This window comes from Sporomusa sp. (genome assembly GCF_057736855.1).
On record NZ_JBYKYF010000007.1, the window covers coordinates 5,900 to 19,300 of the forward strand.

The window sequence follows — 13,401 nt, forward strand, 5'->3', positions numbered from 1 at the left end:
TGCTATTCATTTACCTGATGGTCGCCCCTTGCTGTCAGAACTAAATCTATCATTGGCTGCTGGTGAATCATTGCTTATTGCCGGACCTTCCGGCAGTGGTAAGAGTACACTTTTGCGGGTATTCTCTGGGTTATGGCCTTATGCCAACGGCAGGATAACAATACCGGCAGGGCAAGAATTTTTGTTTTTGCCGCAAAAGTCCTATTTGCCACTGGGAACCTTGCGGGAGGTTCTGCTGTATCCTGCGCCCAAACGGCCGATCAGTGATGAAGAGATTTGCGCGGCTATGTCACTTTGTAAACTGGATTGGCTGAAGGGGCAGTTAGACCAGGTGGAAGAGTGGTCACATGTCTTATCTTTAGGTGAACAGCAGCGGATTGCATTTGTCCGGGTACTGATTCATAAGCCAGAGTGGTTGTTTTTGGATGAGGCGACATCGGCGTTGGATGAACCGACCGAGAGAATATTATACACGTTGCTGAAGGAGCGGTTGCCAGGTACGACGCTGATTAGCGTTGGCCATCGGGGAACGCTTACCGGTTATCATAAAAAGAAATTAATACTTGACGGTGCAGGAAACTGGAGTCTGCTACACATATAATGCACCGGTCTATAGGTTGCTGAGAATAGGTGGTTGGCAACATGCTGGCTACTTGCAAAACTTTCGGACCGATGTATTGTATATAGATAAAAAGACAAAAATTGTGGTAATATATTCATATTGTTATTTTAGAATTTGGAGTATGAGATGATTAAAGAAGTCATTGTGGTGGAAGGCAAACAAGATATTGCTGCTGTTAAGCGGGCTGTTGACGCCGAATGTATTGCGACTGAAGGATTTAATTTATTGCCGCGTACTATTAGCCGAATTAGTGAGGCTTATAAAAAGCGTGGAATTATTATTTTGACTGATCCAGACAGCGCTGGCGAGCGCATTCGTAAATATCTGGCTCAGCGCTTTCCTGAAGCCAAGCATGCCTTTGTTCCCAGAGAAGAAGCTAATGCTAACAACGATATCGGCATTGAACAGGCATCGCCGGCGGCTATCCGGAATGCGTTGAGCAAGGTACGGCTGCACGAATGGCAGCCATCAAATGAATTTAGTTGGCAGGATATTATGGCTTATGGCTTAAGTGGTGTACCGGATGCCACAGTTCGTAGAGCGATTGTTGGTGCAAAGCTGGGCATTGGTTATGCTAACGCCAAAGGGTTTTTATATCGTCTAAATCATTATGGCGTTACCCGCGACGAATTTATGGAAGCACTACAGGCTGTAGAGACTCGGCAAGTCAGTGCTATGGAGGAACCAGATTATGAAGATTAAGCCGCGCATTGCGCAAAAAGAGGTAACCTTACATATATTAAAGACATTCGGTATTCATATGAGTAAGAAGCTGGGGCAGAATTTCCTGATTGACAGTAATGTGGTTGATGGTATTGTAGCGGCTGCTCAAATTAAAGAGGGTGATGCTGTCCTGGAGGTTGGACCGGGAATTGGTACTTTGACCCAGGGGTTAGCTGAAGCCGGAGCAGAGGTTACTGCTGTAGAATTGGACCGCCGCTTGCTTGATGTACTAGCTAAGACGCTGGAAGGCTATGATAATGTCAATATCATTCATGGTGATATTCTAAAAATTGACATTTCCCGGGAAATAAACCGAGAAAAGTACAAACTGGTAGCCAATCTTCCCTATTATATTACAACTCCAATTATTATGAAGTTTTTGGAGGAACGTCTGCCTGTCGAGCTCCTGGTAACTATGGTGCAAAAAGAAGTGGCTGAGCGCATGGTGGCCATGCCTGGTGGCAAAGACTATGGGGCATTGTCGGTGGCGGTTCAGTATTATACTGAACCGGAAATTATGTTTCTTGTGCCGCCAACGGCGTTTATTCCGCCGCCGGCGGTGGAATCGGCTGTTATTCGCTGCACTGTGCGTACTACGCCGCCAGTACGAGTTTCCAATGAGAAGATGTTTTTCCGCGTAGTTAAGGCTGCATTTGCCCAGCGACGGAAAACGCTGGCCAATGGGTTAAAGGCTAACGGATTAGATAAAGAGGCCGTAGAACAGATTCTTGCTCAGGCCGGAATTGACGGTACGCGACGCGGTGAACAGTTATCACTTGCCGAATTTGCTGCAGTCGCTAATGCATGGACTGACCTGCAAAACGCGCAAGCAATATAGAATAGAGAAAGCCCTGCTCATTTTGAGCAGGGTTTTTCGTTCAAAAATAGGTCTAACAAATCAAAACGTCGGTCAACATGATAGCCCAAATACGTTTTGTTTTGCCATTGGCGGTTGCGGATGCGATCATGGAAAACGGCAATGGCTTCAAGGCAATCACCGACGATGGTATCAATGATCTTGTTGGTATGAATTTGATTTTTTACCGATGACCCCAGACGGTAGTGGGGAATGGTTGTAGCCACATCTATTTTCAGTTTATGCAAGCGTGCAAGAGCCATAGTGACCGGAGGGATTGCCAGCTCTCGCAATGGGATGGTTTCCAGCAGGCGGCGCGATACCGCATGCGGTCCATGGGCCGGGTTGGATAAATTGATTTTTTTATCTAGGCCCAATTCTTTATTAAGATTAAGCCGCCACTGAAAAGTAGGGTTATGTCGTTCAATATGACGCGGCGGGGAAGGATAACAATTGGTAAGTGCCATGTCTAGATGTTTTAGCAATATACCGTCAATCAGTTCCATCAAATTCTCGTTGAAAGTGCCTACCATGTCGCCATCAACAAACACGACGACGTCGCTGCCCAGTGACAAAGCCACTTTAGCGCCAATGGCACGGGGAGTGTCAATTCCTAGACATTCATGAAAGTAGATAATTTGCAGTTTAGGAAGACGCATGGTTAAAGCCTCGCGCATAGTACTGTCCTTGGAACCATTAGCCACTAGAATAATATGGTCAACTGGCAGCGTTCCTAAATTTTGTAATACGGTAGTAATGCGTCCCCCCTCATTTTTGGCCGGAACGACCACGCAAATCACATCCATCACCTCGGAGTAAGAATGCGTGTTAGGTGGCATGAAGATAAAGAAAAAGTTAGTCATGCTAAACTCCTGGGCAAAAACAGAGTTTTAGGATGACTGGCTAGCAGATAAAGCGGGGCCTCATGGGCTCACTATAGTATATAGTGGGGATGAGGCGTTTGCCACCCGTTCTGGTTGGTATTTTTGTGGCACTTTAGCTGAGCCATACATAAGATGGAGTAGGTAAGGTACCAGCTAAGGGAGGGAATGTGAGTGGACATTCAAGTAGGCGACTTAGTTGTCAGGAAGTCTCATGGCGGCGACATAGTATTTAAGGTCGCAGAGATATTTGTTGACGATGCTAAACAAACTCACTGTGTTTTAAAAGGCCTGCACCTCAGATTAATGGCCGATTCGCCTATAGATGATTTGCAACGGATTGAAGCTGAACATTTGCGCAATGAAATTATTCGGATGGAAAGTATCCATAACGATACATTGCGACGAGTTATGTTACGTCGCAGTCGTGAACGAGAACAGGCTGAAATGCGACGTTCGGAAGCTACCAAAAAATTCAGTTTTTTTGATTTACCCGGCCGGGTATTACATCTAGATGGCGACGAAGAGTATCTCAAAATGTGTTTAAAAACATACAGCCAGCTTAATATCCAAGCCGTGGGTCACTGGGTAGAGGAAACAAAACAGGCGGATATTGTTAGTGATCTGCTAGCAGAAGTTCGACCCGATATTCTTGTACTTACTGGACATGATGCCTTGGTCGGGAATGGTAAAAAAGATATAAATGATATAAATAATTATCGACATTCAAAGCATTTTTGTGCAGCAGTAAAAAAAGCCCGGATGTTTGAACCCTCTCGCGACGAGTTAGTTATATTTGCTGGAGCGTGCCAGTCGCATTTTGAGGCCATCCTGTCTTCAGGCGCAAATTTTGCCAGCTCACCTAACCGAATTTTCATTCATGCTTATGATCCAGTGTTTATTGCCGAAAAGGTTGCTTTTACTCCCATTCATCGGACTGTCGATGTAAGTGATGCCATTACTGCTTCGGTAACCGGTGTTGATGGTGTGGGCGGTATTGAAACCAGAGGAAAATTTCGGCTGGGTATGCCGAAAACTCCCATAAAGCCAGAGGGAAAACGCCCTGAAGAATAGGGGCGTTTTTCTTTTGCTAGTGTAGTTGTCTACAATCATGCATATTTTGCAAATTATTACAGGGAAAAAATGGTACGTTGAAGAAGTAATAAATATCTGGATTTTTTATTTTATAAAAGATATAGCCCGCTGACTTCTGCATCTGAGAGTCGTAAACGAGTTAGTTATCGAATAAAATACTGGATACTCGGAGGAACTTGAGGTGGCATTGCAACGGGAGTATTGCGCTGACCGGGCTGGACGTAAGGCTGCGGGAGTGTTTTACACACCTGAGTATATTGTAAACTACATTTTAAACCAGACGCTGGCACATTATGATATTGTAAGCAATCCAGCGCCTAAGGTACTTGATCCGGCTTGCGGTTCAGGTAACTTTTTGGTTGCTGCCTATGATCTGCTGAGGGATAAGCTTGAGAAAAAACTCTCGGTATTACAGCACTGTTATGCTGACCAGATGTATACAGTACATAACGGCTCGGAAGTAGCAGCCATACATGGTGCGACCTATTGGCGCCGGGAAAATCTGCATTATCACATTATCAACCATTGTTTATATGGGATTGATATTGACGCGCAGGCAATTGTTATGGCGAAGGAACGGCTATTGGAGAAGGCGCAGAGGCAGTCCTCCTATCAGCCTATGCCCAACCTGCTGGTGGGAGACAGTTTAATCAAATGGGAAAATAGTAAGCTAATTCCTGCAGATATTGGTATAGATGCTGAACGTACATGTCGGTTGGCTGACTTTTGGTCTTGTAAGTATGATGTGATTGTTGGTAATCCTCCTTTTGTAAGTTTTGGACTCAATCGGGTAGGTAAAATGCCGATTGGTCAGTCTGAGTATTTACGGGCTAATTATCCTCATTCGGCCCAGTACAAATTAAGTTATTATGCGCTGTTTATGGAGCGAAGTATTTTAGCCTTAAAGCCGGGGGGGTATCTGGGCTTTATTACTCCTGATAGTTATCTCCTGGGGCGCTATTATTCCAAAATACGCCAATACATCTTAGATACTTGCCAAATACAGGAGCTAACACTGGTTGACAGTACAGTGTTTCGCGGTGTTCAGGTGGGTTTCCCGGTCATTACTGTTTTGCGCAAAGCCGCAGGGCAGGTACAGGCTGGTGTTGTTACTGTCAATAGACTGGACGCTGCAGGTGAGGTAATCACATCTTACCGATATCATCAAAATTATTTTGAAAACCAGGTGTATAAGCGATTCCGGCTATTTTTTAATGCCAGAGATAAAGCGATTGTGGAGACTATGGAGCAAGCGCCGTACAAGTTTGGTGATTTGACTAAAATTAGGACAGGTATGCGCTCATTAACAGTTCAGGCAGCCATTAAGAGTAAAGAAAGACAGGGCGATTCCTGGAAACGAGGGATAGTTTCTTCGGCGCAGGTACTGCCATTTGGAATTGTATACCAAGGAGATTGGCTTGATGTTAATCCAGCCAAACTGAATAAAGGTGGTTGGGATGGCAGGGTAATAGCTGGACCGAAAATTTTCCTGAGGCAGACAGGTGACAGTCTTATTGGCGCTGTTGATAGATCAGGGTTGTACCATTTAAACAATATTCATTCCATCTCCGTGCTGAAACCGGAAATTAGTTTAGATTATCTGGTGTGTATTCTTAATTCTAAATTAATGAATTTTTATTATCAGGTGGTGACCTTGGAAAAAGGGCGTTCTCTGGCTCAGGTTGATATTGAAACCGTAGAAAAGTTACCATTATATATTGACCTGGAGCGTTCAGGGCTGCTGATTGAGTTGGGAAAAAAACTGTCACAGTTGGTTGGTGAGCTGTGCTTGCAGGAACAAAAAACAGCAGATAGCGTGTATTTTGCTGATTTGGCTGCTGTTTATAACGAAATGAATCAGGTTGTCTATCAAATATATGGAATATCTGCCAGTGATGCTTTATATATTGAACGTAATATGGATTTTTCTTTAAAAAAATATATAGAAATAATAAAAAACAGAAGACATCAAGAATAATGTTTGTTGTGTGAATGTTACTCAGCAACAAGCCCGCGCTTAGCTGCGCGGGCTTGTTGCTTTTACTACATACATCTAGGGCAGGTGCCGCGGTGTTGATGATAGTCAAACTCGTGGCCACACATAGGACAAACTTTGTACAAACAATAGGTACATATTCTGTATAGCTTATAGTAGCATTTATACGTTTTTACAAGTTCTTTCATTGGAGGGCATGGCATTTTGGGTGAAGAACAGGGCATATCCATGTTGCAGTCGTCCATGTGATCATAGCAGCCGTATTTGGGGTAATCGTCATCGCATTTCCAGTAGGGGTGTTTTTTATGAGGTTTCATTAAAGGTATTACCTCCTTATGTTTTGATCATCGATGTTCGCCCGTTAAAGGGAAAGCGCATCTGATATATATTATGAAGAAGACCCGAAAAATGTTATGTTGTTTTTTACTGAAGGGAAACCTAAGGGGTTGGCTGAAGCCAGTTACCTCCTGGTTAGACATGTTTCAGCAATGGCTTAAGGTGATTTGCGTCAAATAAGTCAGCAGGGAAGTTTTGCTGTTGTCTGCCATTTTTTGATTTTTTGTCACATAAAAATTAGAGCAGGCATATATATAACTAGAATATACAAAGGGGGGAATCTGCGTGGAAGATAGAGCCGATAGAGCCAATAATAATGCGTGTACCCTAGGAGTGCAAACAGGTACTATTATTGTACGGCAAATCATTGGAGAAAAGGAAAAACAGAAGGCCTTAGATATTCATGTGACTGTTCCTGATAGGAAACCATCCATCGAGCAAATTGTCGATGTGTTTGTGAAAGATGTAGAGGTGTGCAGTGTTGATGTTATTACCGATAAGGTTATTGTTCGCGGCGAATTTGAAATAAAGGCTATTTATGTAGCTGCTTTACCTGATCAACCTGTACACGCTGTAGAAATTAAGCATTATAAGTGGACACTTGATATTGATATTCCTGGTGCCCGCAGAGGTATGGATGCAGAGGCCAGTGTGGTAGTAGAGTTTGTTGATTATGATGTAGATCATCACCACCGTGCCTATAAGTACAAGAATTTTGAACCTCTTGACTGCGATAATGATGACGATCATGATCATGATGATTGTCACGACCATCACCATGATGATTGTCATGATGACCATGATGACTGCGGTCACCACCACCATCATCATCACGTATGCCGGGAATTTGATGTATCAGTCATTCTCAAAGTAACTGCCAAGGTTATGACTGACCGGGAAGTCACGATTGGAACTGGAACATTACCCACCACGCCTAAAGGCTAGGCGGTTAGGAATTGCAGAAAGGGGGGAAATCAATGGACGACAAAACAAGAGTTGCATCAGCATCGACAGATACGTTATCCTCCAATATAAAAAAAGTTGCCGGAGTAACAACAACTGAAAGTGCTGAATTAGTATGTGGCTGCCCTGAACCAAGTCTGGAAACCATTGAGGTTGAACAGGTTCTGGGTGCCGAGATGGCACAGCGCGTGGTTGAACTGGATATGGTTGTTCCAGATCAAAAGCCTGATATCGAACAAGTAATTGATGTATATGTAAAGGATGTAGAGATTACCAAGATAGATATAATTCCTGATAAAGTGATTGTACGCGGTGAACTTGAAGTAAAAGTCATGTATGTTGCTGATTTACCTGATCAACCAGTCCATGCGTTTGAGAGAAGACACATCCGGTTTACTCGGGATATTGAGGTAGCAGGTGCCGAACCCGATATGAAGGCTACTGCCGATGTTTCGGTAGAATTTGTAGACTATGACTTCCATTGCCATCATGATCGGCGTAAAGTGCATGTTACTATCGTACTTAAAGTATGGACCCGAGTGGTTACTACCACCGAGATGGATGTATTTGCTTTAAGTCCTGTTGATGAAGTCGGTATAGTCGAAAGCACTACTGCCAGCACCTCAAGTTCAGACAAAGTCAGTGCCAGCCAATTTACTGATGATAGTGTATCGGCTTCTGAAACCGGTGGCGGAAATATCGAGGGGTTTGGTGAACAGAATGTTATTGTAACTGGCCCTATGACACCAACTGCTGGGACTATAGCGACAACTAATGGTACAACGGTAACCGTTACCGGCAGCACCGTAAACATTAGAACAGGACCTGGTACTAATTTCCCGGTTGTCACTAAAGTTAACCGGGGAGACATCTTAACAGTTAGAGAGCAGGCTTTTGGTTGGTATAAAGTGTTGTTACCTGATGGCATTACTACCGGCTGGATTGCTAGCTGGCTTGTAAATGGTAATTCTATTAATATGAATACTGCGAAGGGTTAATAAAGTAGCTAAGTTTTGTAGGGGTGATTTATCTGAAGTTAAGTCACCCCTGCCTTACAAATTTGGGGGACTCGTAACTTCCGCTCGAAGAGTGAGAAGTTTTGGATCAGTTTGAGCACAACGATAAAATAATGGCCCAGGGATGAAACAAAATCCCTGGGTATTGTTTTCCCCATAACCGAGAGGAGTTGAACTGATGTTTCGGGCACTAAAATATATAGGCCCGGTTGGGTTGGGAGCCACTTCGCCCCAACTGTTCCGGGCTCAAACCGTCGATGGTGAAACCAAAGTTTGTGTAGTTAAACTTGCTGCTAATCGGCTTGGAGCTAAGGTGTTAGTAAACGAGTTATTGGCGGCCCAATTTGGACGCTGGCTCAACCTATGTTTTCCTGTAGGAGGTCTTATCGAGATTTCTGCTGATGTTCTTAGTAAAAGCCGCCGGCTGATGGCGGCAGGCGTGCAGGCAGGCTGGCATTTTGGTTGTGAGTATTTAAAAGGAGTTGGATATGTCAGCAAATATAATTTGCACCGGGCAGTCAATAAAGAGCAAATGGCCGGAGTTATGCTGTTTGACCATCTGTTTCATAATCCTGATCGGACAGAAAACCGCAAAAACCTGTTAATACGAAAAGAACAGACTGGATACAAACTCTATGCCATTGATAACTCTCATTTATTTCGCCGGGGCAAGTGGAATATTGAAATGCTTAAAAATATGACTGACAGCATAACCTTGAATCGTCGCCGGGCTTATGGAGTTTTACTGAAATATTATCTTAAACCCAGTAATTTTTATACATACGCTCAGGCTATCGAAAATATCCAGCCAGCACAATTTGAACAGTTTGTCGAGAGTATTCCGGAGGAGTGGCTGCCAGATCATGATGAGCGAAAGGCATTGCTTGAGTATATGGTAGACCGGTGCAGGAAGGTCTGGTGGGTTACCGGGCAGCTTGTAGATTTAATCCCGAATATAAACCGGGGTACCAATCGTAACAAAAGCAAATAACTCCTCAACATGATGATTGTGCATCCGGACACAGCCATTTGACACCATTTTGCCAATCAGCCAGGGGGCGTTAGTACCGTGAATACCGTAAGAATCATAATTAAGGCCCAGCCAGCGGGTACCAAGCACGCCACCGGGGTTCATGATTTTGGTGGCAATGGCGAAATTACCAAGAGGGGTTGGCGTGTTAGGCTTGCCGATAGCACAAGGGTATTGACGCAACGGACTATTGCCATCAAATAAGGTGAGTTGGCGTTGAGACTTGACAATCAGGATATTAGCCCTGGATAATCGGGGGCTGGTCCTGTCTGTACGGGGACTAGGTGTTATGTCAATTGTGGTGGCAGGTTGATTCTGGCAGTAACTAATGTAATCTTGGGTTTCAGGTAGCTGAATGTTACTGAGGGATTGGGGTAAATAGATGATTCTGACATTCATATGGCTCGACCTCCGCTTCTCCTAAATTCTGCTATAGTATATTCGCGGAAATGTATTTGGTTAGCGTAACATTTTGTATAAAAAGACGCCATTTATGGTAAAAATAGGGGTAAAGGTATAATACGGGAGAATTGTGACAAATGAGTGAAGAACCAGAGACAATTAGCAGACCAGCAGGCAGTTTGCTTATTATCGGCGGTCATGAAGATAAAACAGATAAATGTTTGATTTTGCGGCACTTTATTGAAATGGCCGGTGGGCGGGACAGCCGTATTGTGGTCATTGCTACTGCTACTGGTGAACCGCGGGCAGTAGGCAATGAATATAAAGCCGTATTTACTTCTTTGGGAGCGGCTTCGGTTACTATTATGGCTGTTGCCAATCGGGAAACCGCAAATCAACAGGAACAGGCTGAAATTATAAAAAAAGCTACTGGCATATTTTTTACAGGCGGCGACCAATTACGGCTGACCAGTATCTTAGGCGGTTCGGCAGTAGACGCCGCTCTTCGTGTTGCCTTTCAACGGGGAGCTGTGATTGCCGGGACAAGTGCTGGGGCAGCCGTAATGAGTGAGACGATGATTGTAGGTGGACATTCTAATGATACTCCCAAAAAGTCTTCGTTAACCATGGCGCATGGTATGGGGTTCCTGAGTGAGGGTGTTATCGATCAGCATTTTGCGCAGAGAGGACGGATTAACCGTTTACTGGCGGCTGTGGCGCAAAATCCGCATGTGTTAGGGATTGGTATTGACGAGGATACTGCTCTTGCTGTAGGGCCTGACCGGCTTTGTCGGGTAATCGGTTCGCAAACGGTAACCATAATTGATGGTAAACATATCGTTTATTCCACCATTTCTGAATCAAATCAAGATCAGCCTGTAGCCATTTCCAATGTGCTATTGCATATTTTGCCTGCAGGCTATGGCTTTGATTTAAATACGCGGCTGCCTATACAGCTTGACTCTAGCAATTAACTTAGGGGGATTTATCATGCAGTTACTATCTGCCCGATTTATTGTCGGTCCTAACCTTTATAGCTATCGTCCGGTTATTAAAGTAATTCTGGACATTGGCATCTATGATAATATTAGCAGTAATGCCATTAGCGGTTTTGTCGCCCGCTTACTATCGTTATTGCCGGGCTTACAGCAGCATTCCTGTTCGCGAGGCTATCCGGGAGGTTTTGTCGAGCGTTTGCAGGAAGGTACTTACTTAGCCCATATTTTTGAACACGTGGCTCTTGAACTTCAGTCGTTGGCAGGTGAGGAGTATGCCACTCGTTTTGGTAAGACGCGAGGGGCTGGGCGCCAGGGTGTTTATAATATTGTATTTGGTTGTAAATGTGGTCAGGTTGGCTTAGCTGTAGCTGAGGGAGCTTATCAGCTGCTTACGGCGGTACTTGCTGGACAACCTTTTAATGTACCGGAATTGGTTGCACGGCTGAAAAAAGTGGGTGAAGAGAGCAAGCTTGGACCAAGCACGCAAGCGATTTATGATGCAGCGTGCCGGCGTGGTATCCCGGTTTTGCGTCCAGATTTCGAAACCAATTTTCTTATTCTCGGCTATGGAAGCCGCCAAGAGCGAGTTTGGGCAACGATTACCAGTAGGACAAGCTCGGTGGCGGTTGATTTGGCCGGAGATAAATTTCTTACCAATACTTTGCTTCGACAACATAATATACCAGTACCGCGCGGCAAGCTTGTCCTCAGCCTGGAGGAGGCGAAAAAAGCGTTTGACGCTATCGGGGCACCGGTTGTTATTAAACCCGTCGGGGGTAACCATGGTAAAGGGGTTACGCTCAAGATTGTTACCCATGCGGAACTGGAACGGGCTTATGAATTGGCAGCAGAATATGATGAAAGGATACTGGTTGAAGAATATATAAGCGGCCGACAGTACCGTTTATGTGTTGTTAATGGTGCCTTGGTTGCTGGTGCGGAGCGTATACCGGCACATGTTGTCGGTGACGGCATACATACCATTGCCGAGCTTATCGATATTGTTAATTTAGACCCGGCCCGCGGGTTTGGGCATAGCCGGGCTTTGACCAGGCTGGAGCTTGATGCTGCGGCTATTCTCACGCTAGCAAGGCAGAACCTGACACCATTTTCTGTGCCTGAACTTGGGCAAGTTGTTTACATCCGTGAAAATGCAAACCTAAGCACCGGGGCAACGGCCGTCGATATTACTGATTGTATTCATCCGGAAACGATGCGGCAGGTAGAGCGGGCAGTACGGCTCATCGGGTTGGATGTAGCCGGTGTTGATCTTGTTATTCCGCATATTTCCCAGCCTCTAGCTAACGGCAACGGAGCCATAATCGAAATCAATGCCGCACCGGGTATCCGTATGCATCTTTATCCTAGTAGCGGGATGGCCCGTGATGTGGGTGCGGCTATTGTTGACTATTTATTTCCTGCCGGTGCTGATGGCCGAATACCTATTATCGCGATTACCGGCACGAATGGAAAAACGACGGTAACCAGACTGATTGCTCATACTTTCCGGCAAGCCGGTTATAAGACAGGCATGACCAGTTCTGACGGCGTTTATATTAATGAAGAATGTGTTCTTCCGGGAGATACGAGTGGACCTGCCAGTGCGGCTATGGTATTAACTGATCCTGCCGTCGAGGTCGCGGTGTTAGAGGTGGCTCGCGGCGGTATTATTCGCGGCGGCTTAGGATACGACTTTGCCAATGTGGGCGTAATTACCAATATTTCCGAAGACCATATTGGCCAAGATGGTATTGAAGACCTGGATGATTTGGCCTATATAAAATCATTGGTCATCGAAACGGTGCGTTCAGATGGAGCGGTACTATTAAATGCAGATGATTCTCAGGTAGCAGCGCTTAGGTCAAGGGCCAAAGCTCCCATCATTTACTTTAGTACGCAGTCGGATAATATTGTTGTTCGTCGGCATCTTGGCGAAGGCGGTAAAGCGTGTTTTGTAAAGCATGGCTATATTTACTTGGCAGAAGGCAACAAAGAACAGGTGGTTATTGCCATCCGGGATGTTCCGCTGACGTTAGGCGGCCTTGCTCACCACAACATTCAAAACACGGTCATTGCGGTGGCTGCTTGTTGGGCACAAGGACTGTCACTGGCTGATATTCGTAAAGGGTTGAGTAGCTTCCGTGAAAACCCGGGGCGGCTCATGCTTATGGATGTTGGAAATTTTAAAGTTTGTGTAGACTATGCGCACAATCCCGCTGGCTGTCGGGCACTTGTAAGCACACTTTGCCAACTTAATGCCAAGCGGCTGATTGGTGTTATTGCTGCGCCAGGCGACCGGCGGGATGATGTGATTATTAGCCTAGGACGGGTGGCCGGACAGGGGTTTGACACTGTTTTTATCAAAGAAGATAAGGATTTGCGGGGGCGTAAACCTGGTGAAACAGCAGAGTTGATACGGCGGGGGTTGCTCGAAGCCAATCTTCCTCCCGAGCAAATCACCATCATTAGTGATGAAGCGGAAG

General features: G+C 45.1%; 12 protein-coding genes. 10 read left to right on the forward strand and 2 right to left on the reverse strand.

What is annotated here, in order from left to right:
- The 3 genes from AC29Z1_RS01050 to rsmA all read left to right on the forward strand — a co-directional run.
- Positions 1–601 (forward strand): ATP-binding cassette domain-containing protein (locus AC29Z1_RS01050; RefSeq protein ID WP_488269599.1); only part of this gene is annotated, 601 nt, incomplete at its 5' end.
- Positions 602–748: 147 nt separating this feature from the next.
- Positions 749–1,324 carry a ribonuclease M5 gene (gene rnmV, locus AC29Z1_RS01055; protein ID WP_488269600.1) on the forward strand — a complete coding sequence of 192 codons (576 nt, stop codon included), beginning with the start codon at positions 749–751 and terminating at the stop codon, positions 1,322–1,324.
- Entirely contained in the window at positions 1,314–2,183 is an 870-nt protein-coding gene (rsmA, locus tag AC29Z1_RS01060; protein WP_488269601.1) for a 16S rRNA (adenine(1518)-N(6)/adenine(1519)-N(6))-dimethyltransferase RsmA, read from the forward strand. Before rnmV ends, rsmA begins: the two co-directional genes overlap by 11 nt.
- A 17-nt stretch (positions 2,184–2,200) precedes the next feature.
- Here the strand turns inward: rsmA and AC29Z1_RS01065 are convergent, their stop codons facing one another.
- Positions 2,201–3,040, reverse strand: a complete 840-nt coding sequence (locus tag AC29Z1_RS01065; RefSeq protein ID WP_488269602.1) for a glycosyltransferase family 2 protein — start codon at positions 3,038–3,040, stop codon at positions 2,201–2,203.
- A gap of 216 nt (positions 3,041–3,256) precedes the next feature.
- Here AC29Z1_RS01065 and yabG point away from each other — a divergent pair, with 216 nt between their 5' ends.
- From yabG to AC29Z1_RS01090, 5 genes are all read left to right on the forward strand, one after another.
- A complete protein-coding gene (gene yabG / locus AC29Z1_RS01070; protein WP_488269603.1) occupies positions 3,257–4,156 on the forward strand; it encodes a sporulation peptidase YabG in 900 nt (299 codons plus the stop codon).
- Positions 4,157–4,358: 202 nt separating this feature from the next.
- Positions 4,359–6,155 carry an N-6 DNA methylase family protein gene (locus AC29Z1_RS01075; protein WP_488269604.1) on the forward strand — a complete coding sequence of 599 codons (1,797 nt, stop codon included), beginning with the start codon at positions 4,359–4,361 and terminating at the stop codon, positions 6,153–6,155.
- A 639-nt stretch (positions 6,156–6,794) separates the two neighbouring features.
- Entirely contained in the window at positions 6,795–7,454 is a 660-nt protein-coding gene (locus AC29Z1_RS01080) for a DUF3794 domain-containing protein (RefSeq protein WP_488269605.1), read from the forward strand.
- A 32-nt stretch (positions 7,455–7,486) separates the two neighbouring features.
- On the forward strand, positions 7,487–8,470 hold the full coding sequence (locus tag AC29Z1_RS01085) for an SPOCS domain-containing protein (protein ID WP_488269606.1): 984 nt from the start codon (positions 7,487–7,489) through the stop codon (positions 8,468–8,470).
- A gap of 196 nt (positions 8,471–8,666) precedes the next feature.
- Positions 8,667–9,479: a HipA family kinase gene (locus AC29Z1_RS01090; RefSeq protein ID WP_488269607.1), complete on the forward strand. Its 813-nt coding sequence runs from the start codon at positions 8,667–8,669 to the stop codon at positions 9,477–9,479.
- On the opposite strand, the gene AC29Z1_RS01095 is transcribed toward AC29Z1_RS01090, so the two are convergent.
- Positions 9,432–9,917, reverse strand: a complete 486-nt coding sequence (locus AC29Z1_RS01095) for a L,D-transpeptidase (RefSeq protein WP_488269608.1) — start codon at positions 9,915–9,917, stop codon at positions 9,432–9,434. The genes AC29Z1_RS01090 and AC29Z1_RS01095 overlap by 48 nt on opposite strands.
- Before the next feature lie 140 nt (positions 9,918–10,057).
- On the opposite strand from AC29Z1_RS01095, the gene AC29Z1_RS01100 reads away from it, so the two are divergent.
- Together AC29Z1_RS01100 and cphA are read left to right on the forward strand one after the other, a co-directional pair.
- The gene (locus AC29Z1_RS01100; protein ID WP_488269609.1) at positions 10,058–10,894 is read left to right on the forward strand and encodes a cyanophycinase; all 837 of its coding nucleotides are present in this window, start codon (positions 10,058–10,060) and stop codon (positions 10,892–10,894) included.
- Positions 10,895–10,910: 16 nt separating this feature from the next.
- On the forward strand, positions 10,911–13,401 hold a 2,491-nt coding region (gene cphA, locus AC29Z1_RS01105; protein WP_488269610.1), incomplete at its 3' end, for a cyanophycin synthetase.